Annotated in this window: 23 protein-coding genes; 10 read left to right on the forward strand and 13 right to left on the reverse strand. The window is 70.7% G+C overall.

All coding sequences use genetic code 11. The features are described 5' to 3' along the window. From ABR737_RS29275 to ABR737_RS29285, 3 genes are all read left to right on the forward strand, one after another. On the forward strand, window positions 1–789 hold the full coding sequence (locus ABR737_RS29275; protein ID WP_350253546.1) for a pilus assembly protein TadG-related protein: 789 nt from the start codon (window positions 1–3) through the stop codon (window positions 787–789). Window positions 790–898: 109 nt separating this feature from the next. Continuing rightward, window positions 899–1,483: a hypothetical protein gene (locus ABR737_RS29280; RefSeq protein WP_350253548.1), complete on the forward strand. Its 585-nt coding sequence runs from the start codon at window positions 899–901 to the stop codon at window positions 1,481–1,483. A gap of 70 nt (window positions 1,484–1,553) precedes the next feature. Beyond that, complete coding sequence (locus ABR737_RS29285; protein ID WP_350256962.1) at window positions 1,554–2,189, forward strand: OmpA family protein; 636 nt, start codon at window positions 1,554–1,556, stop codon at window positions 2,187–2,189. A gap of 195 nt (window positions 2,190–2,384) precedes the next feature. Here ABR737_RS29285 and ABR737_RS29290 read toward each other — a convergent pair whose 3' ends face one another. After that, complete coding sequence (locus ABR737_RS29290) at window positions 2,385–2,750, reverse strand: DUF192 domain-containing protein (protein ID WP_350253550.1); 366 nt, start codon at window positions 2,748–2,750, stop codon at window positions 2,385–2,387. Between the two features lie 116 nt (window positions 2,751–2,866). Between ABR737_RS29290 and ABR737_RS29295 the strand changes: the two genes are divergently transcribed. Further along, window positions 2,867–3,595 (forward strand): prepilin peptidase, encoded by a 729-nt coding sequence (locus ABR737_RS29295; RefSeq protein WP_502964519.1) that lies wholly within the window; start codon window positions 2,867–2,869, stop codon window positions 3,593–3,595. 387 nt (window positions 3,596–3,982) lie between these two features. Here the strand turns inward: ABR737_RS29295 and mgrA are convergent, their stop codons facing one another. Continuing rightward, entirely contained in the window at window positions 3,983–5,014 is a 1,032-nt protein-coding gene (gene mgrA, locus ABR737_RS29300) for an L-glyceraldehyde 3-phosphate reductase (protein WP_350253553.1), read from the reverse strand. 140 nt (window positions 5,015–5,154) lie between these two features. On the opposite strand from mgrA, the gene ABR737_RS29305 reads away from it, so the two are divergent. The 4 genes from ABR737_RS29305 to ABR737_RS29320 all read left to right on the forward strand — a co-directional run bounded on the left by ABR737_RS29305 (window position 5,155) and on the right by ABR737_RS29320 (window position 10,640). Further along, window positions 5,155–5,934, forward strand: a complete 780-nt coding sequence (locus tag ABR737_RS29305; protein WP_350256963.1) for an isoprenyl transferase — start codon at window positions 5,155–5,157, stop codon at window positions 5,932–5,934. A 574-nt stretch (window positions 5,935–6,508) separates the two neighbouring features. After that, a complete protein-coding gene (gene phoH2 / locus ABR737_RS29310; protein ID WP_328384847.1) occupies window positions 6,509–7,831 on the forward strand; it encodes an RNA 5'-3' helicase PhoH2 in 1,323 nt (440 codons plus the stop codon). A gap of 408 nt (window positions 7,832–8,239) precedes the next feature. Beyond that, window positions 8,240–8,944, forward strand: a complete 705-nt coding sequence (locus ABR737_RS29315) for an aggregation-promoting factor C-terminal-like domain-containing protein (RefSeq protein WP_350253555.1) — start codon at window positions 8,240–8,242, stop codon at window positions 8,942–8,944. 127 nt (window positions 8,945–9,071) lie between these two features. Continuing rightward, window positions 9,072–10,640 (forward strand): AI-2E family transporter, encoded by a 1,569-nt coding sequence (locus ABR737_RS29320; protein ID WP_350253557.1) that lies wholly within the window; start codon window positions 9,072–9,074, stop codon window positions 10,638–10,640. A 168-nt stretch (window positions 10,641–10,808) separates the two neighbouring features. On the opposite strand, the gene ABR737_RS29325 is transcribed toward ABR737_RS29320, so the two are convergent. After that, window positions 10,809–11,342, reverse strand: coding sequence for an alkyl hydroperoxide reductase (locus tag ABR737_RS29325; RefSeq protein ID WP_088799700.1), 534 nt, complete (start codon window positions 11,340–11,342; stop codon window positions 10,809–10,811). A gap of 32 nt (window positions 11,343–11,374) precedes the next feature. Further along, complete coding sequence (locus ABR737_RS29330) at window positions 11,375–11,929, reverse strand: peroxiredoxin (RefSeq protein WP_350253559.1); 555 nt, start codon at window positions 11,927–11,929, stop codon at window positions 11,375–11,377. Window positions 11,930–12,061: 132 nt separating this feature from the next. Here ABR737_RS29330 and ABR737_RS29335 point away from each other — a divergent pair, with 132 nt between their 5' ends. Further along, window positions 12,062–13,021, forward strand: coding sequence for a hydrogen peroxide-inducible genes activator (locus ABR737_RS29335; RefSeq protein ID WP_350253561.1), 960 nt, complete (start codon window positions 12,062–12,064; stop codon window positions 13,019–13,021). 3 nt (window positions 13,022–13,024) lie between these two features. Here ABR737_RS29335 and ABR737_RS29340 read toward each other — a convergent pair whose 3' ends face one another. The 8 genes from ABR737_RS29340 to ABR737_RS29375 form a co-directional block, all read right to left on the reverse strand. After that, on the reverse strand, window positions 13,025–13,402 hold the full coding sequence (locus tag ABR737_RS29340) for a Uma2 family endonuclease (protein WP_502964396.1): 378 nt from the start codon (window positions 13,400–13,402) through the stop codon (window positions 13,025–13,027). Between the two features lie 55 nt (window positions 13,403–13,457). Beyond that, the gene (locus ABR737_RS29345) at window positions 13,458–15,956 is read right to left on the reverse strand and encodes an FtsX-like permease family protein (protein ID WP_350253563.1); all 2,499 of its coding nucleotides are present in this window, start codon (window positions 15,954–15,956) and stop codon (window positions 13,458–13,460) included. Continuing rightward, window positions 15,953–16,669: an ABC transporter ATP-binding protein gene (locus ABR737_RS29350; protein WP_350253565.1), complete on the reverse strand. Its 717-nt coding sequence runs from the start codon at window positions 16,667–16,669 to the stop codon at window positions 15,953–15,955. Before ABR737_RS29350 ends, ABR737_RS29345 begins: the two co-directional genes overlap by 4 nt. Next, the gene (locus ABR737_RS29355; RefSeq protein ID WP_328384839.1) at window positions 16,666–17,190 is read right to left on the reverse strand and encodes a PadR family transcriptional regulator; all 525 of its coding nucleotides are present in this window, start codon (window positions 17,188–17,190) and stop codon (window positions 16,666–16,668) included. Before ABR737_RS29355 ends, ABR737_RS29350 begins: the two co-directional genes overlap by 4 nt. A gap of 171 nt (window positions 17,191–17,361) precedes the next feature. Beyond that, window positions 17,362–19,761: an FtsX-like permease family protein gene (locus ABR737_RS29360; RefSeq protein ID WP_502964397.1), complete on the reverse strand. Its 2,400-nt coding sequence runs from the start codon at window positions 19,759–19,761 to the stop codon at window positions 17,362–17,364. Next, complete coding sequence (locus ABR737_RS29365) at window positions 19,758–20,444, reverse strand: ABC transporter ATP-binding protein (RefSeq protein ID WP_350256965.1); 687 nt, start codon at window positions 20,442–20,444, stop codon at window positions 19,758–19,760. The genes ABR737_RS29360 and ABR737_RS29365 overlap by 4 nt, the downstream gene beginning before the upstream one ends. Before the next feature lie 236 nt (window positions 20,445–20,680). After that, window positions 20,681–21,010 (reverse strand): type II toxin-antitoxin system antitoxin, encoded by a 330-nt coding sequence (locus tag ABR737_RS29370; RefSeq protein WP_350253567.1) that lies wholly within the window; start codon window positions 21,008–21,010, stop codon window positions 20,681–20,683. Window positions 21,011–21,083: 73 nt separating this feature from the next. Next, complete coding sequence (locus ABR737_RS29375) at window positions 21,084–22,055, reverse strand: SPFH domain-containing protein (protein WP_350253569.1); 972 nt, start codon at window positions 22,053–22,055, stop codon at window positions 21,084–21,086. A 309-nt stretch (window positions 22,056–22,364) separates the two neighbouring features. Here ABR737_RS29375 and ABR737_RS29380 point away from each other — a divergent pair, with 309 nt between their 5' ends. Further along, window positions 22,365–24,653, forward strand: a complete 2,289-nt coding sequence (locus ABR737_RS29380; protein WP_350253571.1) for a transglycosylase domain-containing protein — start codon at window positions 22,365–22,367, stop codon at window positions 24,651–24,653. A gap of 76 nt (window positions 24,654–24,729) precedes the next feature. On the opposite strand, the gene ABR737_RS29385 is transcribed toward ABR737_RS29380, so the two are convergent. Continuing rightward, a complete protein-coding gene (locus ABR737_RS29385) occupies window positions 24,730–26,193 on the reverse strand; it encodes a catalase (protein WP_350253573.1) in 1,464 nt (487 codons plus the stop codon). Between the last annotated feature and the right edge of the window lie 10 nt (window positions 26,194–26,203).

Below are 26,203 nucleotides of genomic sequence, written 5' to 3' on the forward strand. Positions count from 1 at the left end.
GTGCCGGCCATCACCCCGCGCCGCCGGCGCGACGCCGGGCAGGCCTTTCCGCTCTACATCGTTGCGGTCGCGGGCCTGCTCTTTCTCGCGCTCGCTTTCTTCGCCGTCGGGCAGGCCGCGGCCACCCGCAACGGTGCCCAGACCGCCGCCGACGCGGCCGCGCTCGCCGCCGGCCAGAAGTACCGCGATCTGCTGACCAAGAGCTTCCTCGACGGCGTGCGCGACGGGAGCTACGAGAGCAACCGGGCCGTGTGGAAAGACCTGCTGAACGGGCGCGGCGTGCCATCCGACGAGGCCTGCGAGCGCGCGAGCTGGTTCGCCGGACGCAACGGCGCCTACCTCTCCGGTGAAGGCTCCGCGGCCCGCGGCTGCACGCCGGGCTCCTGGCCCACCTCGTTCGCCGTCGTGGTCAAGACCCGCAAACCCGTGGGCGATTCGGTCATCCCGGCGACCAAAGACGCTCATGGGGAGGCCGAGGCGAAGTCCGTCGTCGAACCCCGCTGCACCCTCGATCCCGCCAAGGACGGTACGGGGGGCACGGGTGATACGGGCGCCACAGGAGGTACGGGTGCACCCGACGGCAAGAGCGACGAGGGAGACAAGGGAGGTAAGGGCGACAAGGGAGGTAAGGGCGACAAGGGAGGTAAGGACGGCAAGGGCGGCAAGGACGCCCCCAAGGCCGCGCCCCTCGGCATCACCTGCGACGGAAAGCGCTGGACGCTCGACCCCGACGACCTCGGGCAGCTGCCCGGTGCCTCCGACCTCTTCTCCGTACGCCTCGCCCATTGAACACCCACCCCGAACCCCCGATGCGCACCCCGCCCCGCCCGCCGCGCATCCCGACCCGCACTCCGGCACCTCCGAGACGACCAGACGACGATCAAAGGAATCGCATCCCATGAGCATTCGGCGCACCACGAAGGCCGCCAGAGGAGCGGTCGCCATGGCGAGCGCTGTCGGCCTGGCTCTCGTCGTGGCCGGCTGTGGTGGTGGCGACGGCGGTACGAAGGGGACGGACGGCGACAAGCCCCCGGCCCGCAGCACCGCCCCCAAGGACAGTGGCCCCGGCAGCCCGGCGGCCGACTCCGACAAGGTGATCGGTGAGATGAAGGGGCCGGACGGCGTGGTGGTCACCCTGCACTCCGTCGTCCGTGACTCCGGTGGGTTCGTCACCGTCAACGGCACGGTGTCCAACCATGGCAACCGCGCCTTCAACGCGATCGACTGGCGTTCCAACGAGACCGATCTGCGGTCCCGTTCCTCGATCTCCGGCGCCACCCTCGTCGACAAGGCGGGCAAGAAGCGGTATTTGGTGCTGCGGGACACCAATGGCGAATGCCTGTGCACGACCGGCCTCAGCGGTCTGATGCCGGGGGCCAGCCGCCCGATCTTCGCGCAGTTCCCGGCACCGCCGGCCAAGGTGACCCAGGTCGACTTTCAATTGCCGACCATGCCCCCCGCCAGCGTGCAGATCACGGACTGAGCGGGCACCGATGACCGCGACCCACAGGCCCGCGCCCCGGATGACCGCGCCCCGGACGACCGCGACCCAGATGCCGGCGACCGAGATGCCCCGGGGACGCCGCGCGCGCCGAGCGCCCCGTACGGCCGTCACCGCCGCCGTCGCCCTGCTGCTGACCGCGGCGCTGACGGTCCCGGCCGCCCACGCCGATCCGCCGGGCCTGACCGAGGACTCCAGCCCCCCGGTCCACATCGACCCCAACGACCCCGATCTGCGCATGGTCCAGGGCGCCAAGCTCGCCCCGTCCAAGGTCCTCAACATCAAGTCCATCGTCGAGACCGACGACGGCTCCGAGCGCCGCCAGGACACCAACGACAATGTGACCTTCTCGCTCCAGGCGGAGGTCCTGTTCGACAAGGACAGCGCCAAGCTGTCGCCGGACGCGCTGTCGCGCATCGGCACCATCGCGGCGGAGATCAAGAAGCAGAACGCCACCCGCCTGCGGGTCTTCGGCTTCACCGACAATCTCGGCTCGGCGAGCCACGGCCTGGTCCTGTCCAAGAAGCGGGCCAACGCCGTCCAGCAGGAGCTGGCCAAGGATCTCGGCTCGTCCGTCAGCTTCGAGATCCGCGGCTACGGCGAGCAGTACCCGATCGCCGACAACGGCACCGAGGCGGGCCGCAAGAAGAACCGCCGGGTCGAGGTCAGCTTCCCGCGCTCTTCGTGACCGGCGGCGCAGATCCAGGCGTAGTCGCAGACGCAGACGTAGGCGCAGGCCCTCGCCGCCGCGGCGTGGGCCGCCGTACTGCAGCGGCGCACGGAGCGGGTCGGCGCGCCCGCCGTCGACTGCCCGGCGTACGCGGCCGGGTAGCGGTCGCCCGGGCACGGCCGGACGCCGGACGCCGGATGCCGGACCGGCCCGTCAGCGGACGGGATCGGCCCCGGGCCGGAGGTCGAGCCGGAGGCCGGGGCGCAGGCCCCAGCGCGCCATCATTCCGGCCTCCGCCTCCAGGACGTGCCGGGCGCGAAGCCGGGGGAGCCCCAGCCGGCCCGGACGCATGGTCCGTACGGCCAGCACGGTGAAGTCCCGGCTCAGATAGGCGACATCGATCGCAAACCGCATCCGGAAGGTGTGCACACTGCTCGCCGGGGTCAGCAGCAGCGCCCCCTCGATGCCGTCGCGGCCCAGCAGCCCGCGGCTGCGGGCACGCCAGGACGCCGCGATCTCCACCGGAATGACCGCCTCCGCGCCGTGCAGGACCCCCGGGCCGTTCTCCCCACGCACCATGCACAGCGTTCTATCAGCTCTCGCATGCCGCATGCCGCATGCCGCATGCCGTATCCGGATCCGCCATCCGTCCCCTGATCCGAAGACGGGCACCCTAAGGTCGGCACGTGCCAGTGATGCTGATGGTTCTCGCCGCCGTCTACGGGGCCGCGGCCGGGGTGCTCCTGCCACGGCCCGCCCATCGGATGGCCGTTGAGCCCGAGGAGGAGTGGTGCGCGGTCTGTCCCCGGGGGCATGCGATCACGGGGGTGGCGCGGGGCTGGCTGGGGCGGGGGCACTGCCCGGACTGCGGGGCGTACGGGCCGGGGGTGCTGCCGATGGCGGCGGCCACCGCACTGGCCTGTGCGGCCCTGGCGGCGGCCACCGGACCGCGGCCGGAACTCGTCGCGTGGCTGGCGATGACGCCGGTCGCGGTGCTGCTGGCGGCCGTCGACTGGCGGGTCCGGCGCCTCCCGGACGTGCTGACGCTGCCGCTCGCCGCGATGGCGGCGGTGCTGCTGGGGCTCGGCGGCTGGTTCACCGATGAGGGCGGGGCGTGGCGGCGGGCGCTGCTGGGCGGGCTCGTCCTGGGCGCGTGCTACCTCCTGCTCTATGTCGTCAACCCGCAGGGCATCGGGCTGGGCGACGTCAAGCTGGCGGTCGGGCTGGGGATCGCCCTTGGGTGGTACGGCTGGCGCACCCTGGTCCACGGCGGGGCGGCCGGCGTGCTGCTCGGCGCGCTCTACGGCGCGGGGCTGCTGATCGTCCGGCGCGGTGCACGGGGAGCGGCCATGCCCCTGGGGCCCTTCATGATCCTCGGGGCGTTCGGCGTGCTGCTCCTGGGTGCCGCCGATGCGGTGGCCTGACGGGACGGGCCGCACCCCCGCCCCCGCACCCGCCGCCGCACCCGCACCGCGCGCAGAGGAGGGGACGGATTCCGCCCGCGGGACCCGTCCCCTTTCTCTGTTCCACGCGCCCGCGCGCCCGCCTGCCCCGGCCCCGCCGGAGAACGGGCCACGCCGCCGCGCGCGCCGGTGCACGAAGCATCCCTCCCGCGGGGTTATGGTGGAAACCCCCCCTCGGGCCGGTCCGTATCCCCCCCACGGACCGGCCCGCTTTTTGTTCCGTGCACCGGCCGGTCCCTGCGCGGGCGACGCACTCGCCGTGGAGACCGCCGGGCACCCGCCCGGGCAGCAGCCCCCCGCGAGCACGCGGCCCGCGGCCGCCGGGCAGGTGCTACTGCCGGACCGGTGCTACCGCCGCGCCCAGATGTTCACGCCGTCCGTCGTCTTCGCGAACTCGTCGATCTCGGCCAGCTCGGCATCCGTGATCGCGGGGGCGTCGAGGGCGGCGATATTGGCCTCCAGCTGGGCGACGCTGCTGGCGCCGATCAGGGCGGAGGTCATCCGGTCGTCGCGCAGCACCCAGCGCAGCGCGAGCTGGGCCAGCGACTGGCCGCGCCGGGCCGCGATGTCGTTGAGGCCGCGGAGGCGGCGGACGACCTCGTCGGACAGCAGGCCCGGGTCCAGGGACTTGCCCAGGGAGGCCCGCGAGCCCTCGGGGATGCCGTGCAGGTACTTGTCCGTGAGCATGCCCTGCGCAAGTGGCGCAAAAGAGATGCAGCCCATGCCCTCGGCTTCGAGAGTGTCCAGCAGCAGATCGTCCTCGGTCCAGCGGTTGATCATCGAGTAGGACGGCTGGTGGATCAGTGCGGGGACGCCCATTTCCCGCAGGATTCCGGCCGCTTCACGGGTCTGCTCGGCGTTGTAGGAGGAAACCCCGGCATACAGGGCCTTGCCCTGCTGGACGGCGGACGCCAGCGCGCCCATCGTCTCCTCCAGCGGGGTGTCCGGATCGAAGCGGTGCGAGTAGAAGATATCGACGTAATCGACGCCCATCCGCTTCAGTGAGGCATCCAGCGACGAGAGGAGATATTTCCGCGAACCCCATTCACCGTAGGGGCCGGGGTGCATCAGATATCCGGCCTTCGTCGACAGAATCATCTCGTCGCGGTAGCCACGGAAGTCCTGCGCGAAGATCTTCCCGAAGTTCAGCTCGGCGGACCCGGGTGGCGGACCGTAGTTGTTGGCCAGATCGAAGTGGGTCACGCCCAGATCGAAGGCGCGGCGCAGGATGTCCCGCTGGGAGCTCAGGGTGCGGTCATCCCCGAAGTTGTGCCACAGTCCAAGGGAGATAGCGGGGAGTTTGAGTCCGCTGCGACCCGTTCTCCGGTACTTCATCGAGTCGTAGCGGGAATCCGCGGCGCGGTAGTCGGTGCCAGTCATGCTCATCTCCCTATCACGTACCTGTGACCTACCTGATTGGGCTGTCGAGACAGCCGAGAAGTAAAGTTGCCCACTTGAGGCGACGGGGCGACCGCCATTGGCACGGAGGGGCTGGACCACACATGCTGCGATCTTCCGGGATGCGCATCCCTTATCCGCCTGCACTGCGCAATCTGGTCTACCGGCTGTACGCGCGCAGGGTGGAGGGTCGCCTGGATCACACCCAGGTGCCCAAGCACATCGGCGTCATCCTGGACGGCAACCGGCGCTGGGCGCGGGCCGACGGGCGGACGACCGAGCAGGGCCACCAGGCCGGCGCGGCCAAGATCAGTGAGCTGCTGGGCTGGTGCGAGGAGACCGATGTCGAGGTGGTCACGCTCTGGCTGCTGTCGACGGACAACCTCGACCGGCCCGAGGGAGAGCTGAAGCCGCTGCTCGGCATCATCGAGAACACCGTCCGCGATCTGGCCTCCGACGGCCGCTGGCGGGTGCACCACGTCGGCAACCGCGATCTGCTGCCGACCGCCACGCAGCAGGTGCTCAAGGAGTCCGAGCAGGCCACCCGCGACAACACCGGCGTGCTGGTGAACGTCGCGATCGGCTACGGCGGCCGGCAGGAGATCGCCGACGCGGTGCGCTCGCTGCTGCTGAGCCACGCCGAGCGCGGCACCTCCTTCGAGGAGCTGGCGGAGATCGTCGACATCGACCTGATCTCCGAGCACCTTTACACCCGCGGCCAGCCCGATCCGGATCTGGTGATCCGTACGAGCGGTGAGCAGCGGCTGTCGGGCTTCATGCTGTGGCAGAGCGCCCATTCGGAGTACTACTTCTGCGAAGTTTTCTGGCCGGCATTCCGGAAGGTCGACTTCCTGCGCGCCCTGCGCGACTACGCCGCCCGGCACCGGCGCTACGGCTTCTAGGCGGCGCCCTGCGGGGGCGCTCGGTCCCCTCCGCGTTCCGCCAGGCGGGTTACTCACACCCCGTAAGCCCGATTCACCCCTGAAGTCCGCGATGTCCCTTCCGTTACGGGGCGTCACCAGGCCCCGTCGGCTCCATGTGCCGCTGACGGGGCCTCTTCTGACTCACCTTCCCCTCGGGTACCACCTTGGCGACGCCGCCGCTCGCCGAGCAGGCGTTACCCAAGGTTCATCGACCGTGCGTCATATGCCGTGGCATGGCTACGCAGGTTCGAGGGAATATCCCTTCCAGGTCGGCGTCCGGAACAAGCCATCGAGCGCCGCATCTCAGCGGACGGCATGGGGTCGTCCGCCCGGGAGGCCCTTTGCACATCACGGAGGTCCGTGCGTACGTCACGGTCGACGCGGAGGGCCGGCGTTCGGCCCGCGCATTGTGGTCCGAGCCCGGTCCGGTCACCAGATGGCCGGGGGTCCCGGAGACGCTGCCCAGCGACAGCTGGCCAGGCGGCGCCCCCGGGAGTACACCGCCCCGCGACGCCGTCGCACCCCAACCTCATCCGAGGGGGTTCGTCCACCCGTGGTGAACATCAAGCAGCGCCGTGAGCACGACCGGCGCACTTATGTCCTCGACACCAGTGTGCTGCTGGCGGATCCAGGAGCCATGGCCCGCTTCGACGAGCACGAGGTCGTGCTGCCGGTCGTGGTGGTCACGGAACTGGAGGCCAAAAGGCACCACCCCGAGCTCGGCTACTTCGCACGGCAGGCGCTGCGCCTGCTGGACGAGTACCGGGTGCAGTTCGGGCGGCTGGACTCGCCCATCCCCATCGGGGATCTCGGCGGGTCGCTCCGGGTCGAGCTGAACCACTCCGATCCCGGAATACTGCCCGCGGGCTTCCGGCTCGGCGACAACGACTCGCGGATCCTCGCCGTGGCGCGCAATCTGCAGGCCGAGGGGTACGACGTCACCGTCGTCTCCAAGGATCTGCCGCTGCGCATCAAGGCGTCCTCGGTCGGCCTGCTGGCCGAGGAGTACCGCGCCGAGCTGGCGATCACCGATTCCGGCTGGACGGGGATGGCCGAGCTGACCGTCTCCGCCGAGCAGATCGACGATCTCTTCGCCGCCGAGACCGCTCATGTACCGGAGGTCTCCGAACTTCCGGTGCATACCGGACTTGTGCTGCAGTCCGACCGGGGCAAGGCGCTGGGCCGGGTCACCGCGGAGGGCGCGGTCCGGCTGGTGCGGGGCGACCGGGAGGCATTCGGGATCCACGGCCGCAGCGCCGAGCAGCGGATCGCGCTGGATCTGCTGCTCGACCCGGAGGTCGGCATCGTCTCGATGGGCGGCCGGGCCGGTACGGGCAAGTCGGCGCTGGCGCTGTGCGCGGGCCTGGAGGCCGTATTGGAGCGCCGGCAGCACCGCAAGGTGATGGTGTTCCGCCCGCTGTACGCCGTCGGCGGGCAGGAGCTGGGCTATCTGCCGGGCAGCGAGGCGGAGAAGATGAGCCCCTGGGCCCAGGCCGTCTTCGACACGCTGTCCGCGGTGACCAGCAAGGACGTCATCGAAGAGGTGGTGGGGCGCGGCATGTTGGAGGTGCTGCCGCTGACCCATATCCGGGGGCGTTCGCTGCATGACGCATTCGTCATCGTGGACGAGGCCCAGTCGCTGGAGCGGAACGTCCTTTTGACGGTTCTGTCCCGTATCGGCGCCAACTCCCGGGTGGTGCTGACCCATGATGTCGCGCAGCGCGACAACCTCCGGGTCGGGCGGTACGACGGTGTGGTTGCCGTCGTCGAGAAGCTGAAGGGGCATCCGCTGTTCGCCCACGTCACGCTGAACCGCTCGGAGCGTTCGCCGATCGCGGCACTGGTGACCGAATTGCTGGAGGACGGCCGGATCTGACCGGTTGTGAACACAGCGCCGCCCGGCAAAGCGAAGGAGCTTAGCCGGGCGGCGCAGTGCTGCGAGTGGATATCCGAAAATCGTTTGCCGTAAACGAGGTGTGAGCTTTCACACCTAGCGGGGAATTGCCTCGCGGCGTCTCGTTCGGGCAGAGTCTGGGTCCTGTCAGGCCCCGCATACGGCAGCATCAGCACCCCCAGCGGTGTGGAACGAACACGAACTTCATAGCGAACAGCCGTATGCCGCCCGAGCACCACGCGGACCCCGAGGGGGACGTACCGGGCCAGTGCCTCCCGTGACCAGTCGGACCCGCCCGCTCAACAGGGTCCGGAACAAGGGGAGGTCAGCGTCAGGGGCACGATTGCGCCCGCGAGGTCACCTATGCGGGCGATGCTGGAAGGAAATCGTGTGAGCCGGATCTCGGTCCGGGGATTCGCCGTGGCATCCGCCACCGCGGTCACCACCGTCGGCGCCGTGGTCGGCGTCGCTGCAGGCAACGAGCCCGCCTCGGTCGGCAACACCGAGGCAACCGCTGCCGACGCGACGATCGCGGACATTCCCGCGGGCGCACAGGCCCAGGTGCAGACGGCTTCCCTGACGCAGCAGGCGGACGACCAGTCCACCCAGGCCGACACGGCATCGCTGAAGTCCGCTCAGGAGTCGGCCCGCAAGGCCGCCGCTGAGACCGCCAAGAGCAAGAAGGACGCGGCGGACGAGGCGAAGGCCAAGAAGGACGCCGACGCGCGTGACAAGAAGGAGCAGGCCGCGTCCCGCTCTTCCGCGCGCGGCGACCTGGGCGACCTCCTCGGCAAGAGCTCGTACTCCATCGCCGACACGCAGTCCATCGCGCGGCAGATGATGGCCGGCAACCAGTTCCAGTGCTTCAGCAACATCGTGGACCACGAGTCCGGCTGGAACTACAAGGCCACCAACGCCGGCTCGGGCGCCTACGGCCTCGTCCAGGCGCTGCCCGGCTCCAAGATGTCCTCTGCGGGTTCCGACTGGCAGACCAACCCGGCCACCCAGATCAAGTGGGGGCTGAACTACATGAACGACCGCTACGGCAGCCCCTGTGGTGCCTGGTCGTTCTGGCAGGCCAACAGCTGGTACTAGGCCCGCCGGCAGTAGCACCGCACTTCCGAAACCCCCGAACGCGGCAGCGTCGGGGGTTTCGTGCGTCCGGCGCAGGTAACGTCGTGCCCGTCAGGTTGTGGCGCGTGGGAGGGGAAGAGGAAGGCACATGTCCAGATTGCCTCAGTGGGTCGGTGGCCTCGGCGCCGGTCTGACCCGGCTCTCACAGCGGATGGAGGATCAGCGCCGCCGTGCGGAAGCCGCGGTGGGGGAATCCCCTGGCGGGAGCCTTCCGGGCTCCTCGGTGGAGGCCGGCGACTCAAAGGAGCTGAGGCCTGCCGGTCCTGCGGATGCCCCCGCGGCCGGCGGTGCGGCGGACGGCGGTCCGGCAGAAAGCGCTTCTGCAGTCAGCGGTGCGTCGCGCGCCGGTGCGCCGGCCACGCTCACGGTTCCCCGTACCCAGCTGCCGGAAGCGACGGACGGGGTGCCGCATCCCGCGACGGAGCTCGCCGTGCCGTCCGCCGATGCCGTCCCGCCGGAGAACGTCCCCCCGCCGCCCTCTTACGCCCCGGCCGTCGCGGCCCGCCCCGATCCGGTCGACGCGGTGCCGTGGGGCGTACGGGTCGCCGCCGAGGCGGGCTGGCGGCTGCTGGTGCTGGCGGCCACGCTGTGGGTCCTCGCGCGCGTCATCACCACCATCGAACTGGTGGTGCTCGCCTTCATCGCGGCGACGCTGATCACCGCGCTGCTGCAGCCCACCGTGGGCTGGCTGCGCCGGCGCGGGCTGCCGCGCGGGCCGGCCACCGCGCTGACCTTCATCGGCGGGTTCGTCATCATGGGCCTGGTCGGCTGGTTTGTGGTCTGGCAGGTCCAGGACAACATCGACTCGGTCTCCAGCCGTATCCAGGAGGGCATCACCGAGCTCAAGGGCTGGCTGCTGAAGAGCCCGTTCCATGTGACCGAGTCCCAGATCACCCAGATCGCCAAGAACCTGCAGGACGCGGTCGGCGCCAACACCGAGGCCATCACCTCGGCCGGCCTGGAGGGCGTCACCGTCGTCCTGGAAGTGCTCACCGGCATCCTGCTGGCGATGTTCACCACGCTCTTCCTGCTCTACGACGGCCGGCGGATCTGGAACTGGGTGCTCAAGCTGGTTCCGAGCGCGGCCCGCGAGGGTGTGGCGGGCGCCGGGCCGCGGGCCTGGCGGACGCTGACCGCCTATGTGCGCGGCACGGTGGTCGTCGCCCTGATCGATGCCATCTTCATCGGTATCGGCCTCTACTTCCTCAATGTGCCGCTGGCCGTGCCGCTCGCCGTCTTCATCTTCCTGTTCGCCTTCATCCCGCTGGTCGGCGCGGTGGTCTCGGGTGCGCTGGCGTGTGTCATCGCGCTGGTCGCCAACGGGGTGTTCACGGGGCTGATGGTGCTGGCGGTCGTGCTGGCCGTCCAGCAGATCGAGGGGCACGTCCTGCAGCCGTTCATCCTGGGCCGGGCGGTCCGGGTCCATCCGCTCGCGGTGATCCTGTCGGTCGCCGCGGGCGGCCTGATCGCGGGCATCGGCGGTGCGGTGGTCGCGGTGCCGCTGGTGGCGGTCACCAACACGGTGGTCGGCTACCTGCGTTCGTACTCCAGGGAACAGGCGGTACGGATGGCGGTGGCCCCGCGCGGCGCCACCGCGATCTCGGTGGCGCCGACCCCGCCCCCGGTGCGGGCCAGGCCGGAGGAACCCCAGGCGTAGGGCGCGTCTTCCGGAGCACCCGGAACGGATCACCCGGACTGGTCCACCCGGACCGGCCGGGCGATCCGGAAGAAGCTTCCCGGCCCGCGCCGGCCACCGGACGCAAAGAACCCCGCAGACGCCAGGTCTGCGGGGTTCTTGTGTGCGGGTGTCCCGCGCGGGCCGGAATTACTCGGCGAGCGCGGCCTCGGCGTCGAGGGTGGCGCCGACGGCCTGCAGGACGGACGCGATCTTGACGGCCTCCTGGATCGTCTCGCGGTCCACACCGGCCTTACGGAGCACCTGCTCGTGCGAGTCCAGGCACATACCGCAGCCGTTGATGGCCGAGACGGCCAGCGACCACAGCTCGAAGTCGACCTTGTCCACGCCCGGGTTGCCGATGACGTTCATCCGCAGACCGGCGCGCAGGGTGCCGTACTCCGGGTCCGACAGCAGGTGCCGGGTCCGGTAGAAGACATTGTTCATCGCCATGATGGCGGCGGCCGACTTCGCGGCGCTGTAGGCCTCGGCGGAGAGGTTGGCCTTCGCCTCCGGCTCCAGCTCGCGCAGCACCTTCGGCGAGCGCGAAGCGATCGCGCAGGCCAGCACGGTGCCCCACAGCTGCTGCTGCGGGAGGTCGCTGTTGCCGATGACCGAGCCGAGGTTCAGCTTGAGGTCCTTGGCGTAGTCCGGTACGGCGGACTTCAGTTCGTCGAGAGCCATGTCAGATCAGCCTCCAGTTCGCTAGCGGAGTGTCACTCGCCCGAGAGCAGCGAGACCGGGTCGAGGGTCTCGTCGCCCTTGGACCAGTTGCAGGGGCACAGCTCGTCGGTCTGCAGGGCGTCGAGGACCCGCAGGACCTCCTTGGGGTTACGGCCGACGGAACCGGCGGTCACCATGGTGAACTGGATCTCGTTGTTCTGGTCGACGATGAAGACGGCGCGCTGCGCGAAGCCGTCCTCGCCCTCGATGCCCAGGTCGCGCATGAGCTCGTGCTTCGAGTCGGCGAGCATCGGGAAGGGCAGGTCGGTCAGGTCCGGGTGGTCCTTGCGCCAGGCGTGGTGCACGAACTCGGAGTCGCCGGAGAAGCCGAGGACCTGGGCGTCACGGTCGGCGAACTCGTCGTTCAGCTTGCCGAAGGCGGCGATCTCGGTCGGGCACACGAAGGTGAAGTCCTTGGGCCACGCAAAGACGATCTTCCACTTGCCCTCGTAGGTCTTGTGGTTGATCTGCTCGAACTCCTGGCCCTTTTCCAGCGAAACGCAGGCGGTCAGGTCGAACTCGGGGAACTTGTCACCGACAGTGAGCACGTACTCTCCTTGTTGCGCAGAAAGTCCCTTTTGGGGCCTTTCCTTGAGGCTTGGACGGGTTACAGACTGCCACAGCAGGCATTGATCAGGGAAATAGCTAGACTGGTTGATGTTGATCGGAGGTGGTTATCAGTGGCTTCACCGGCGAGTCAGGGCGGCAGGCCCCGCCAGCCCAGCCTGGCCCAGCTGCGGGCGTTCGTGGCGGTGGCCGAGCATCTGCATTTCCGCGAGGCGGCGGCCGAGATCGGTATGAGCCAGCCCGCGCTGTCCGGGTCGGTCTCCGCACTGGAGGAGACCCTGGGAGTGCAGCTGCTGGAGCGTACGACGCGCAAGGTGCTGCTGTCGCCCGCGGGGGAGCGGGTGGCCGCGCGGGCCAGGGTGGTACTGGAGGCCGTCGGTGATCTGATGGAGGAGGCGGAGGCGGCCCGCGCGCCGTTCACGGGCGTGCTGCGGCTCGGCGTCATCCCGACCGTCGCCCCGTATCTGCTGCCGGCCGTCCTGCGGCTGGTCCATGAGACCTACCCCGACCTGGACCTCCAGGTACACGAGGAGCAGACCGCCTCCCTCCTGGACGGCCTGTCCCACGGACGCCTCGACCTGCTCCTGCTGGCCGTGCCGCTCGGCGTCCCCCAGGTCACCGAACTCCCGCTCTTCGACGAGGACTTCGTCCTGGTCGCACCCAAGGACCACTGGCTCGGCGGCCGCGGCGACATCCCGCGCCAGGCCCTCCAGGAACTGGACCTGCTGCTGCTCGACGAGGGCCACTGCCTCAGGGACCAGGCCCTGGACATCTGCCGGGAGGCCGGCCGGGACGAGAACACCCCCGTGACGACCAGCGCGGCGGGCCTGTCCACCCTGGTGCAACTGGTGGCCGGCGGACTCGGCGTCACCCTGCTGCCCCGCACCGCCCTCCGCGTCGAGACCGGCCGCAACGACCAGCTCACCACCGGCTACTTCAGCGACCCGGCCCCCTCGCGGACGATCGCCCTCGCCATGCGGGCAGGCGCCGCCCGCCAGGACGAGTTCGAGGAATTCGCAGCGGCGCTGCGGGCGGCGCTGCGGGGGCTGCCGGTGCGGATGGCCGGGGGGTGAGGGTCAGGGGCGGTGCGTGGCGCGGGGCCTGGCATCGTCGAGGGTCTGGGCCACGTCCAGGGAGACTTCGGCTCCGATCGAGTCGGGAAGAGTGACCTTTTCCCCGGCTACATGGATGCGGTGTACTCCGTAGCCGTCTCGCATGGGCTCGGTGAGGACGTGGAGACGTTCGTGCTTGCGGTCGACGATCACATACACGGGGATCCTGGCGGCGCCGTAAGCGGTGACCTTCGTGCGCAGGTCGTTGGCGTAATTCCCGGAAGTGATCTCGAGGACCATGCGGAAGGCTGCCGGGTCGCAGCACTCGTACTGGATGACATGGTCTTCGAAGTCGGCGTCGACAACGGACAGGTCCGGAACGGCGAAATTCTCCGGGCACACCAGCGGCGGAGGGGCGCGCCGCGGCCCGGACGGGACGCACCGGACGGTGCCGCGCTCACTCCGTCCGCAGCCCGTCGGGCCGCATCATCCGCCACAGCGGCGGCAGACTCAGCAGCGTCACAAAGAAGATCATGCCGCCGCCCGCCGCGGCGATGCCCGCCACCACCGGCCAGTCGACCGTCACGGTGCTGTCGATCATCGTCAGCAGCAGCGTCCCCAGCGCCAGCCCGCAGCCCAGCGCCAGGCCCAGCCCGAGCAGCACGGGGAGGGCGGTCTGCCACAGCACCGACCAGCCCAGGGTGGCGCGGCGGGTGCCGTACGCATCGAGGGTGGACAGCAGCCGGCGGCGCTCGTGGAGCTGCTCGACGGTGGAGATGACCAGGCCCGAGCCGATCAGCAGCAGGGTGACTACGGCACCGGCGAACAGGCCCTTGCGGACGCTGATGAACTGCGCGTCATGCGGATTGTCGACGGCGGAGGACTCGTTCATCGCCGGGTCGATGCGGGCCACGGTGTTGCGGATGTACTCCACGGCGTCCGGGGTGCCGCGGTCGAAGTCGACCTTGTACTCCGCGGTGGGGTGGTCGAGCCGGCCGGTGTCGAGCGCGGACGGGGTGGCCAGCAGGTCGTACGAGAAGTGGTCGGGGGCGCGTACGCGGTCCAGGAGCCGGACCTTGCGGGCGGCCGCCGGGACCGTCCAGGGGCGCGGAGGCAGCGGGCTTCCGTCGGTGTACGGGGGGTTGAGGTTGATCGTCGCCCCGGGCGCGAGAGCGGCGTCCCGGTCCGTGGCATCGGTGAGGAACACCTCGCCATCCCGGCAGGAGTCCAGGCGGGCCAGTTTGTGCAGCTCGGCGCAGCTGCCGACGGCGAGCGTCGAGAGCGGTGCGCCGGACACCGGACGCCGGCCCGTCGGCAGCCGGCCGATGTTCGCGTCGATCGTGCCGCGGACCGCCGTCACCCCGGGCGTGGCGCGCAGCGCGCCGAGCGCCCGCTGGGTCTGCGGCCAGCCCTCGGCGTCGGCCCACAGGGCGATCCGCGGAAGCTTGCCGGATTCCGCGTACGCCTGGGCGTAGCCGGCCTGCATACCGGTCATGAGCATATGGATCGCGATGGCGCCGGCCACCGCGACGGTGATGCCGCTGACCGCGCGGGTGGCCGAGCCGCTGCTCAACTGCAGGCGGCGGACCGCGAGTTGCCAGGCGACGGGGCCGCCGTGCAGCCGGCCGACCACCGCGTCCACCAGCCAGGGCAGCAGGACGGTGACGCCGAGCAGCAGCAGGATCGAGCCGGTCGCGAGCCGGAAGGCGTTGAACGGGGTGTCGCGCCACGGCTGCGCCCGGGCCAGCGGCACCAGCAGCGCGATGCCCATGGCGGGCAGCGCCACCCGCCACCACAGCCGGCGGCGCAGCACGCGGCGGTTGCGGACGATGCCCAGCGGCTCGACGGTGATGCCGCGCTGGGCGAACAGCGTCACCAGGACGGCCGCCGTCGGCACGAGCACGGCGATCAGCGCGGCGGCGAGCGGGCCGGGCGTCACGTCCGAGGGGAAGACGTTGACGCCCCACAGCGTGATCACCGAAGCGCACTGCCGGCCGGCCAGGAACAGCGCGCCGCCGCCTGCCAGCCCGAGCAGCGAACCGAGCAGCGCCTCACCGGAGGAGATCCTGCGGGTCGTGGGGACATCGGCGCCGACCAGCCGGAGCGCGGCCAGCCGGCGCTCGCGCCGCTCGTTGCCGAACCGGATGGACGTGCCGAGGAAGGCCAGCACCGGCATCATCAGCGTCACGCCCGTCATGACCACGAGAACCACGGCGGGCGCCCGCATCGGTGGCGCGTCCCAGTTCTTGCCGAAGCGGTCGATGCGGTAGCCGTCGGGCGCGGCGAGCGTGGCGCTCTGCGCGACGTAGGTGAGTTCTTGCGGGCCGAGCAGGCCCTCGTCGCCGATCACGCCGGCCACGTCGTAGTGCAGCCGGTCGCGCAGCAGCGCCCCTTCGGGGGAGTCCAGCAGGTCCTTGAGCGCCGGGGAGACCAGCATCCGTCCGGGGCCGGGGAGACGGCCGATGCCGGGCGGCACGGGCGGATGCGCGCCGTCCGGCCGCACCAGGCGCCCGCGGACCGGCGCACCACGGAAAGTGGTGTCGGCCGCGGCGTAGAGCAGGGTGCGGTCGGAGCGCGGGGGATTGTGTACCTGGCCCAGGTTGTCGCGGGCCTTCTCCCGGCCGTGCCAGGCATCCATCAGGGGCGGTACGGACGAGCACAGCAGCAGGACGGCCACGCCCAGGCCGACGCCGAGTGCGGTCAGCGCCGTACGGGCCCAGCCCTCGCGGCCGCCGCCGGCCGCGAACCGCATCCCCATCGCGAGGTCACGGGCCCAGGCCGCGGGGCCGGTGCGGGGGGCGGCGGACGGGCCCCGGGGGGCGGGCGGTTCGGGGGTGCGGTCGTCACCCCGGTCGTTGTTGCTGCCGCTGCCGCTGCCGCTGCCGCTGCCGCTGCCGCTGCCGCTGCCGCTGCCGCCGGCACCGCCAGTGCCGGTGGGCGAGCGCAGCAGGCTCATAGCAAGCCCGCCAGCATGTCCTTCACTTTGCCGTCCCGGACCACGATCTCCCGGTCGGAGTAGGCGGCGACCCGGGCCTCGTGGGTGACCAGGACGACCGCGGCGTTGGTCTCCCGGGCGGCGTTGGTCAGCAGGGTCAGGACGCGTTCGCCGTTGAGCGAGTCCAGGGCGCCGGTGGGCTCGTCCGCGAAGATCACCCGCGGGCGGGTGGCGAGGGCGCGGGCGACCGCGATCCGCTGGCCCTGGCCGCCGGATATCTCGCCGGGCCGCCGCCCGTGCACCTTCTCGACCTCCAGCCGCTCCAGCCACTCGCGCGCCTGCCGTTCGGCCTCCTTGCGCTTGGTGCCGTTCAGTCGCAGGGGCAGCGCGACATTCTCCAGCGCGGTCAACTCCGGTACCAGCTGGCCGAATTGGAAGACGAAACCGAAGTCGGTACGGCGCAGGGCGCTGCGCTGGGCGTCGCTCAGCGCGTTCAGGGTGTGCGGGCCGTAGCGGACGGTGCCGGAGTCCGGGCTGATGATCCCGGCGAGGCAGTGCAGCAGGGTCGATTTGCCGGAGCCCGAGGGGCCCATGACGGCGACGACCTCACCCGGGTGGATGGAGAACTCCGCGCCGTCCAGCGCCGGTGTCGCCCCGTAGGCCTTGTACAGCCCCTCCGCCGCGAGTTGGGGGCACCGCCCGGCGGAGCTGGGGGAGGATCCCTCCGGCGTCATGCACGGACCGCTTCCGCCAGCTTGTCGAGCCGGGCGGCGGTGAGCTCCAGCCAGCGCAGATCGGCTTCGAGATGGAACAGCGCGTGGTCGCAGATCAGCTGGTCGGCGAGGTCGCCGGTGCGCTTGCGCTCGGTCAGTCCGCGCATCAGCCGCAGATGCTCGGCGCGCTGGGAGTCCAGCAGTTCGGCGGCGTTGCGGCCGGTCATCAGGGCCAGGACGACCTTGGTGTAGAGCGTCGACTGGAGGTACGGCTCGGGCTTCTCCGGGCGGGTCAGCCACTGGGCGACATCGGTGACCCCGGCGTCCGTGATCGCGTACCGCTTGCGCTCCGGGCCTGCCCCGGCCTCCACGGCGTCCACCTCGACCAGGCCGTTCTTCAGCAGCCGGGACATCGTGGAGTAGACCTGCCCGTAGTGCAGCGGGCGGTCCTGGCCGAAGTGTTCGTCGAAGGCCCGCTTGAGGTCGTAGCCATGGCGGGGGCCGGACTCCAGGAGGCCCAGCAGCGTATGACCGATTGACATGACGACCACCTTACTGGGGGCTCTGTCGCTGGTGTATACGCGGTTGGTATAGCGGAGGGGAAGCCCGCTGGTACAGCGGACGGGAAGCCCGCGCCGCATCCCGCGCGGTCCCGGGATCCTGCGCGCGTGGCCCCGGGACCCTGCGCGCGGGCCCCGGGGCACAGGCGCTCCTCACTCCGTCCGCAGACCGTCCGGGCGCATCATGCGCCACAGGGGCGGCAGGCTGAGGAGGGTGACGACGGCGACCAGTCCGGCGGCGCCGCCGACCATCGGCCAGATCACCGACCAGTCGAAGGCGGTCTTGTGCGCCAGCCTCAGCAGCGCCAGGCCCAGTCCGGCACCGGCCGCGAGGGCGAGGGCGAGCCCCAGGGCGACCGGAACGGCGGTCTGCCAGAGCACCGACCAGCCGAGCGTGGCCCGGCGGGTGCCGAAGGCCACCAGGACCGACAGCATCCGGCGGCGCTCGCGCAGTTGCTCCAGCGTCGTCACCAGCATGCCGGCGGCGATCAGCGCGAGTGTCGCGGTGGAGGCCACGATCAGCCCGGTGCGCACGCTGGTGTACTGCTTGTCCCGCTCCAGGTTCTGCAGCGTCCGGACGGCCATCAGCGGGTCGATCCGCGCGGCGGTGTTGCGGACGTACTCGGCGGCATCGGGGACCGCCGGGTCGGTCCGTACCATCGCGCGGGCCGTCGGGTCGTCCAGCGCGGCGGTGTCCAGGGCGCCAGGGGTGGCGACGATGCCGAAGGCGGTCTGCCCCGAGGGGTCCTTGCGGGAGTCGACGATGCGGGCGGTCTCCGGGATGGTCCACATCCGTGGCGCGCCGTCCGGTTTCTCGGTCAGGGCGTCCCGGTTGAGGAGCACCCGGGCGCCGGGGCGGGCGGTCTTGAAGAGGTAGTCGGAGTCGACCGTGCCCGTGCCGTCCTTCACCACGAAGACGTCGCCGTCCTTGCAGGAACCGGTGTGCGCCAGCTCGGCGAGCGAGGCGCAGTCGCCGACCGTGAGCTGGGTGGTCGGGGCGAAGTCCTCGCCCTTGCGGACCGGTCCGGGGCGGGAGGCCGAGGCCTCCAGGGTGGCGATGACGCCGCGTACGCCCTTGGTGGCGCGGAACCGGGTGACCATCTCCCGGATCGTGCCGACATCGTGCGACGGCAGTGTCACGTCCTGCTGCGCCCGGTGCGGGTCCTGCCCGGTGACCTTCATGAAGTCGCCCTGGATCGCGGAGAAGAACAGCTGCAGCGCGATGGCGCCGGCGACCGCGACGGTGATGGCGCTGACCGCGCGGGCCGCCGGGCCACTGCTCAGCTGGAGCCGGCGGGTGGCCAGCTGCCAGGGCACCGGTCCACCGCGGAAGCGCCCCACCACCGCCTCGACGGCCCATGGCAAGAGCGCGGAGGCGCCCAGCAGCACGAGCGCCGCACCGCCCGCGATCAGATACGGATTGGCCGTGCCGGGGTCGGTGCCGACCCGCCCGTTGGCCAGCAGCAGGGCGATGCCCGCCACCGGGAGCGGCAGCCGCCACCACACCCTGCGCCGCCGCCCGGCGCCGCTGCGCACCACGCCCAGCGGTTCGATGGCCACTCCGCGCAGCGCGACGAGGGTGACGCCCACCGCGCACAGCGGGACGGCGACGGCCACCAGGGCCGCCGGTGCGGGGGAGGGCGTGAGGTCGCCGGGGAAGGCGTTGACGTCCCAGACGGTGACCGAGCCGATGCCCTGCCGCGCCGCCAGGAACATCAGCGTCCCCAGCAGCAGCCCGCAGACCGCACCGAACAGTGCCTCCCCGGCGGCCATCCGGCGCACCGTCCGGTTGTCCGCGCCGATCAGGCGCAGCGCGGCCAGCCGCTGGTCGCGCCGCTCGCCGCCGAAGCGGACCGCGGTCGCGATGAAGAGGGCCACCGGCATCAGCAGCACCACACAGGCCACCATGATCAGTACGAGCAGCGTCGAGGGCAGTTCCGACGGGAGCGGCAGGCTGCCGAAGCGGGCGATGCGGAAGGCGCCGTCCTCGTCGGCGAGGGTGTCGCTGACCGCGTAGTAGGCCAGCTCGCCGGGCCCGACCAGGCCCGCCTCGCCGATCGTGCCGACCGTCGTGAAGTGCAGCCGCTCGCGCAGCAGCGTGCCCTCCGATGAGGTGAGCAGCGTCTTCAGGGCGGGGGAGACCACCATCTCGCCGTGGCGCGGCAGCGTGCGCACGCCGGGTGGCGCCGGGGCCTGCGGCCCGTCGGGACGCAGCAGCGCGCCCCTGACCGGGGTGCCGCGGAAGGAGGTCGCGGCGTCGGCGTACAGCAGGGTCGCCGGGGAGCGCTCGACCGGCCGCTCCCCTCTGAAGGCGGTCCGGGCGTCGCCGCGCTGCTGCCGGGCGTCCAGGATGTGCGGGACCGACGCCGCGCCGAGCAGCAGCACCACCCCGAGCCCGACGCCGACGGCCGTCAGGAGCGTACGGATCCAGCCGTCGCGGCCGCCGCCGGCCGCGAAGCGGACGCCCATGGCGAGATCGCGCGCCCAGGAAGTCCGCCCGGGAGCCGGGCCGCTCCCGTGGCGTTGCGCCCGCTCCTCGTGCAGCACGTTCATACCGCCCCCACCTCTTCCCGGGCCACGCCGTCGCGCACCACGACCTCGCGGTCGGAGTAGGCGGCGACCCGGGATTCGTGAGTGACCAGGACGACCGCGGCGCGGGTGTCACGGGCGGCGTCGGTGAGCAGCGACATCACGCGCTCGCCGTTGAGGGAGTCCAGGGCGCCGGTCGGCTCGTCGGCGAAGACGACCCGGGGCCGCCCGGCCAGCGCGCGGGCGACCGCGACCCGCTGGCCCTGGCCGCCGGAGACCTCGCCGGGGCGCCGGTCGGCGACGGTGTCCACCTCCAGGCGCTCCAGCCACTCGCGGGCCTGCCGCTCGGCGTCCGCGCGCCGGGCGCCGTTCAGCCGCAGCGGCAGCGCGACGTTCTCCAGGGCGGTCAACTCCGGTACGAGCTGGCCGAATTGGAAAACGAAGCCGAAGTCCGCGCGGCGCAGGGCGCTGCGTTCGGCGTCGCTCATCGCGGTCAGCTCGCGGTCGCCGTAGTGGACGGTGCCGGAGTCCGGAGGGGTGATGCCGGCCAGGCAGTGCAGCAGGGTCGACTTGCCGGAGCCCGACGGGCCCATGACGGCGACGACCTCGCCCGGGTGCAGGGAGAAGTCCGCACCGTCGAGGGCGGGGGTGGCGCCGTACGCCTTGTGCAGGGCGACGGCCTGGAGCAGGGAACCGGACGGGATCATCCGCAGGCCTCCGGGGGTGCGGGCAGGGGGCTTCGCCCTGGGGGAGGTAGGGGGCATGCCGCGCACTCTACATGAGGTGTATACGCATGATGTATAGCTGGGGATCGCCGGAGCGTGCCGCGCTTTCGGCGGCTTCCGCGCCGGTGACGGGGCGGGGTTGGAGCGGGGCGGGCGGGAGCGGGCGGAGGCGGGAGCGGGGAGAGCTGGGAGCAGGGAAGGCTGGGCGCGGGGAAGGCTCAGTCTCCGCCCGGCCCAGGACCCCGGGGCGGCCCGCCGGCCGCCGGCCCCCCGGGCGGCCCCTCTCCGGCCGGCGGTTCCTTGGGCGGCCGCCCCCGTCGCGGGATCGCCCCCGCGCCCCGGGGCAGCCGGCCCGCGTCGGACAGCGCCTTGCGCAGCAGGAACTCGATCTGCGCGTTGGCGCTGCGGAGTTCGTCGTCGGCCCAGCGCGCCAGGGCGTCATGGATCAACGGGTCCAGCCGCAGCAGCACCTGCTTGCGCCGCTGCGGCCGTCGCGCGGGGGTCCGCCCGCCGTCGGCGCCGGACCCCTCCCGGGTTTCGTCACTCATGCCGAAGCCTCGCTTCGCTCAGCCTCGCATTCGCTCGGCGCGCACCTTTCCATGGTTCGCTCGGCAAGCTCACTCACTGGTAGAGCGAGCCCGTGTTCAGCACCGGCTGGACGGCCCGGTCGCCGCACAGCACCACCATCAGATTGCTGACCATGGCCGCCTTCCGCTCCTCGTCCAGCTCGACGATGCCCTGCTCGCTGATCCGGTCCAGCGCCTGCTCGACCATGCCGACCGCACCCTCGACGATCTGCTGGCGGGCCGCGACCACCGCGCCGGCCTGCTGCCGCTGGAGCATCGCGGAGGCGATCTCGGGGGCATAGGCGAGGTGGCTGAAGCGGGACTCGATGATCCGTACGCCGGCGGCCTGGACCCGTGCGGTCAGCTCCAGGGCAAGCTTCTCGGTGATCTCCTCGGCGTTGCCGCGCAGCGACAGGGCGTTCTCGTCGTGTGCGTCATAGGGGTATTCGATGGCGATGTGCCGGACGGCCGCCTCGGTCTGGGTGGCGACGAACTCCAGGAAGTCGTCGACCTCGAAGAGCGCCTGGGCGGTGTCCTCGACCTTCCAGACCACGATCGAGGCCAGCTCGATCGGGTTGCCGTAGGCGTCGTTGACCTTGAGCACCGCGGTCTCGTGGTTGCGCACCCGGGTGGAGATCTTCTGCGCGGTGGTGAGCGGGTTGACCCAGCGCAGGCCGTCCGTGCGGATGGTGCCGACGTACCGTCCGAAGAGCTGGATCACCCGGGCCTCGCCGGGGGCGACCATCTTCACCCCGGTCATGCAGAAGAACGAACCGAGCAGCAGGGCGACGCCGACGATGATCATCGGCGCTCCCACCGCCTTGTCGCCGCCGTCGCCGAGGATCCCGCCGACGACGATCAGGGCGATGCCCAGCGCCACCCCGAGCACGGTCAGCAGTAGGGCGAGACCGCCCGGAATGCTGTGCGCCGGGACCTCGCGGACCTGCGGGCGGGGCATCTCGGGCGCATCGACGGCGAGGTCTTCGCCGGGCCCCTCGGAGTGGCCGGCGGATGTCTGATCGGACATGGAATCCCCGTTTCTTCCCCTTGCGGCGGGTGATGTCCGCCGCAAGGGGTGATGTCACTGACCTAGCAAACTGATAGCACTTTAATACCGCGATCCGGGGGCTGTCCAGTGCTCGTGCGAGGATCCTCCGGCGGCAAGTTCGCAGGTGAGGCCCGGGCGACGCGCAAAACCCACCCCTTGGTTCCGTCGCGCCGGGTGCTGTTTGTCACGTCGGGAAAAGCCTTGATCGATGAGTATTTGTTGACAGATGCGGTGTTAGCTTCAACAGCTGAGTTAGCTGGGGGCGGAACGACTGGAGTTGCTGAAGCGATGGGCCGAGCGGACGCGAGACGGGCGCGACAGGTAAGCGCCCGCCGGGCCAGAACGAAGGACAAGAAGTCCGGCATAGGCCGCTTCTTCACCTGGAAGAAGCTCCTCGGAGCCTTCCTCGGGGTATGCCTGCTGGGCATCCTCGGCTTCATCGGCCTGTATCTGTACGTGGACATACCCAAGGGCAACAACGAAGCCAAGCTGCAGAGCAACGTCTACAAGTACGCCAATGGCAAGGTCATGGCGCGTACGGGTCTGCGCAACCGGGAGAACGTCCCGCTCAGCCGGATACCCAAGGACGTGCAGCGCACCTTCGTCGCCGCGGAGAACAAGAACTTCTACCACGACTCCGGTGTCGACCTGATGGGCACCATGCGCGGCATCTTCAACACGGTGATGGGCCGCGGCAAGCAGGGTGGTTCGACGATCACCCAGCAGTACGTCAAGAACTACTACCTGAGCCAGGAGCAGACGGTTTCCCGCAAGCTCCAGGAGATCGTCATCTCGCTCAAGGTGGACAACAAGTTCAGCAAGGACAACATCCTCGCCGGCTACATCAACACCAGCTACTACGGCCGCGGCGCCTACGGCATCCAGGCCGCCGCCCAGGCCTACTACGGCGTGGACGTCGACAAGCTCACCGTCTCGCAGGGCGCCTACCTGGCCTCGCTGCTCCAGGCACCGAACCAGTACGACTGGACCCTGGCGACCGACGCCGGCAAGAAGCGGGTCCAGGAGCGCTGGGCCTACACCCTCGACAACATGGTCGAGATGAAGTGGCTCTCCTCGGAGGACCGCCGCAAGCAGAGGTTCCAGCGGCCGAAGGATCCCAAGCCGCTGAGCGGCGTGAGCGGCCAGACCAACTACCTCGTCGAGCAGGCCAAGCAGGAGCTCTTCGCCCAGGGCGTCGACGAGAAGCAGTTCGCGGCCGGCGGCTGGACGGTCACCCTCGGCATCGACAAGAACAAGCAGAAGGCGCTGGAGTCATCCGTCAAGCGCAAGCTGCTCGCCGACCTCGACCCCAAGAAGCGCAAGGTCGACGCGGACGCCCAGCTCGGTGCCGCCTCGGTGGATCCCCACACGGGTCACGTCGTGGCGATGTACGGCGGCGAGGGCCCGCCCAAGCACTACCGGAACAACGCCACCCGCACCGACTACCAGGCCGCCTCCACCTTCAAGCCGCTCATCCTGGCCTCCGCGATGGAGAACAACGCGGTCACCCAGGGCGGCGTCCCGATCACCCCGAACACGATCTACGACGGCCGTAACCGCCGTCCGGTCGTCGGCGGCAAGATCCCCTTCGCGCCGCCCAACGAGGACGAGCACGAGTACGGGAAGATCAGCGTCCAGACGGCGACCAACAACTCCGTCAACGCGGTCTTCGCGCAGATGGGTGCGGACGCCGGCCTGGACGCGATCAAGAAGACCGCGGTCAGCCTCGGCATGGCCGACACGATGGACGTCAAGCCCGCCATGACCCTGGGCACCATGGGCGCCAGCCCGCTCCAGATGGCCGGCGCCTACGCCACCCTGGACAACCACGGCAAAAAGGTCACCCCGACCATGGTCACCAAGGCCACGCACAGCGTCAACGGCGTCGAGACGAACGTCCCGCTGAAGGACCCGATCGGCGACCAGGTGCTCAGCCCCAAGACCGCCGACACCGTGACGTCCGTGCTGACCGGCGTGGTCAACGACGGCACCGCCTCGGAGGCCGTGAAGAACACCGCCTACAAGGCGGCCGGCAAGACCGGCACCTCCGACGACGACAAGTCGGCGTGGTTCGTGGGCTACACGCCCAAGCTGGTCACCGCCGTCGGCATGTTCGGCGAATCGCCCAACGGCGGCCGGCAGGTCACCCTCAAGAACGCCGGCGGCGACGGCCGGGTCAACGGCGGCGGCTATCCGGCCCGGGTGTGGGCGGATTACACCGAGGCGGCGCTGAACGGCAACACCGGCGCGGACTTCGACCTGGACACCAACATGGGTGCCGCGATCCCCCCGACGCCCACCCCGACGCCGAGCCACACGCCGTCGTCCAGCCCGAGCCCGTCCAAGACGCCGAGCGGTTCGCCCTCGCCGCCCCCGTCCAAGACGCCGAGCGGTTCGCCCTCGTCGCCGACCCAGAGCGGACGGCCGAGCCCGCCCATCCCCTCCGGCTCCGGCTCGCCGGGCGGCGGGGCGGACGGCGGCGGTGCCGGCGGCGACGGTGCCGGTGGTGCCGGTGCCGGCGGCGCCGGGAACGAGACCGGCGGCAACAGGGCCGACAGCCTGCCCGGCTTCGGCTGACGCCGTTCGTGCGCACAGCAGCGCGGCCCCCGCCGGTGAGGCGGGGGCCGCGCTGCTGTGACGGAGCGGTGGCGCCTCAGCCGCCGTTCACCTTGTGGGCGATCCGGTCTCCCACGTTCTTGTCGATGTTGCGCCAGTACTGCAGCGCGCGGTCCAGCACCGGGCGGCTGACGCCGTTCAGCAGATGGCCGGAGACATTGCCGACGAGCCGGTCGCGGGCCGCGTCGTCGAGGACCTGGCGGACCATCGTGCCCGGCTGGCCGAAGTCGTCGTCGTCGCGGCGCAGCGTGTAGGCCTCGCGGACCATCTCGCCGCCGGTCTCCCAGCCCGCGGGCTCCCCGTAGCGCAGGGTGTCCGCCGCCGGGCCGCCGTAGCTGTTCGGGGCGTAGGGCCGGGCCGTACGGGCCGGGTCGTACCGCATCGGGCCGTCCTTCGCATACGAGTGGACGGGGACATGCGGCCGGTTGGGCGGCAGCTGCAGGTAGTTCGGGCCGATGCGGTAGCGATGGGTGTCCGGGTAGGAGAACAGCCGGCCCAGCAGCATCTTGTCCGGCGACGGGCCGACGCCCGGCACCATGTTGGACGGTTCGAACGCCGCCTGCTCGATGTGGATGAAGTAGTCCTCGGGGTTCTTGTTGAGCGTCATCCGCCCGACCTCGATCAGCGGGTAGTCGCCGTGCGGCCACACCTTGGTCAGATCGAACGGGTTGAAGCGGTAGTCCGGGGCGTCCGCGAACGGCATGACCTGCACATACAGCGTCCACGACGGGACGTTGCCGCCGTCGATGGCCTCGAACAGATCACGGCGGTGGTAGTCGCCGTCCTCGCCGGCGATCCGGTCCGCGTCCTCCTGGGTGAGGAAGTCGATGCCCTGGTCGGTCTTGAAGTGGTACTTGATCCAGAACTTCTCGCCGCCGGCATTGAGCCACATGTAGGTGTGCGAGCCGTAGCCGTTCATGTGGCGGTAGGTCTTGGGAATGCCGCGGTCGCCCATCAGCCAGGTGACCTGGTGAGCGGACTCCGGCGACAGCGTCCAGAAGTCCCACTGCATGTCGTTGTCGCGCATCCCGTTGTCCGGGCGGCGCTTCTGGGAGCGGATGAAGTCCTGGAACTTGATCGTGTCACGGACGAAGAAGACCGGGGTGTTGTTCCCCACCAGGTCGTAGTTGCCGTCCTCGGTGTAGAACTTCAGCGCGAAGCCGCGGGGGTCGCGCCAGGTGTCGGGGGAGCCCTGCTCGCCCGCGACGGTCGAGAAGCGGGCCAGCATCTCGGTGGTCTTGCCCGGCTGGAAGAGATCCGCCTTCGTGAACTGGCTGACGTCGTTGGTGACCTGGAAGAAGCCGTAGGCGCCGGCGCCCTTGGCGTGTACCACCCGCTCGGGGACCCGTTCGCGGTTGAACTGGGCCATCTTCTCGATGAGGTAGTGGTCCTGGAGCAGGATGGGGCCGTCCGGACTCACAGTGAGTGAGTGTTCGTCGCTCTCCACCGGAATGCCGGCGTTGTTCGTCGTGCGCGGGACGTTGTGCGCGGTGCTGGACATGGAGGAATGC

The organism is Streptomyces sp. Edi2 (genome assembly GCF_040253635.1).
Taxonomy (GTDB): domain Bacteria; phylum Actinomycetota; class Actinomycetes; order Streptomycetales; family Streptomycetaceae; genus Streptomyces.

Excerpts from the sequence above, each read along its gene's own strand:
- ABR737_RS29370 (WP_350253567.1), bottom strand. The coding sequence starts at position 21,010 with ATGAGTGACGAAACCCGGGAGGGGTCCGGCGCCGACGGCGGGCGGACC.
- ABR737_RS29320 (WP_350253557.1), top strand. The coding sequence starts at position 9,072 with ATGTCCAGATTGCCTCAGTGGGTCGGTGGCCTCGGCGCCGGTCTGACC.
- ABR737_RS29375 (WP_350253569.1), bottom strand. The coding sequence starts at position 22,055 with ATGTCCGATCAGACATCCGCCGGCCACTCCGAGGGGCCCGGCGAAGAC.
- ABR737_RS29280 (WP_350253548.1), top strand. The coding sequence starts at position 899 with ATGAGCATTCGGCGCACCACGAAGGCCGCCAGAGGAGCGGTCGCCATG.
- ABR737_RS29285 (WP_350256962.1), top strand. The coding sequence starts at position 1,554 with ATGCCGGCGACCGAGATGCCCCGGGGACGCCGCGCGCGCCGAGCGCCC.
- mgrA (WP_350253553.1), bottom strand. The coding sequence starts at position 5,014 with ATGACTGGCACCGACTACCGCGCCGCGGATTCCCGCTACGACTCGATG.
- ABR737_RS29290 (WP_350253550.1), bottom strand. The coding sequence starts at position 2,750 with ATGGTGCGTGGGGAGAACGGCCCGGGGGTCCTGCACGGCGCGGAGGCG.
- ABR737_RS29350 (WP_350253565.1), bottom strand. The coding sequence starts at position 16,669 with ATGACGCCGGAGGGATCCTCCCCCAGCTCCGCCGGGCGGTGCCCCCAA.
- ABR737_RS29305 (WP_350256963.1), top strand. The coding sequence starts at position 5,155 with ATGCGCATCCCTTATCCGCCTGCACTGCGCAATCTGGTCTACCGGCTG.
- ABR737_RS29365 (WP_350256965.1), bottom strand. The coding sequence starts at position 20,444 with ATGATCCCGTCCGGTTCCCTGCTCCAGGCCGTCGCCCTGCACAAGGCG.
- ABR737_RS29380 (WP_350253571.1), top strand. The coding sequence starts at position 22,365 with ATGGGCCGAGCGGACGCGAGACGGGCGCGACAGGTAAGCGCCCGCCGG.
- ABR737_RS29360 (WP_502964397.1), bottom strand. The coding sequence starts at position 19,761 with ATGAACGTGCTGCACGAGGAGCGGGCGCAACGCCACGGGAGCGGCCCG.
- ABR737_RS29355 (WP_328384839.1), bottom strand. The coding sequence starts at position 17,190 with ATGTCAATCGGTCATACGCTGCTGGGCCTCCTGGAGTCCGGCCCCCGC.
- ABR737_RS29345 (WP_350253563.1), bottom strand. The coding sequence starts at position 15,956 with ATGAGCCTGCTGCGCTCGCCCACCGGCACTGGCGGTGCCGGCGGCAGC.
- ABR737_RS29295 (WP_502964519.1), top strand. The coding sequence starts at position 2,867 with ATGCTGATGGTTCTCGCCGCCGTCTACGGGGCCGCGGCCGGGGTGCTC.
- ABR737_RS29385 (WP_350253573.1), bottom strand. The coding sequence starts at position 26,193 with ATGTCCAGCACCGCGCACAACGTCCCGCGCACGACGAACAACGCCGGC.
- ABR737_RS29325 (WP_088799700.1), bottom strand. The coding sequence starts at position 11,342 with ATGGCTCTCGACGAACTGAAGTCCGCCGTACCGGACTACGCCAAGGAC.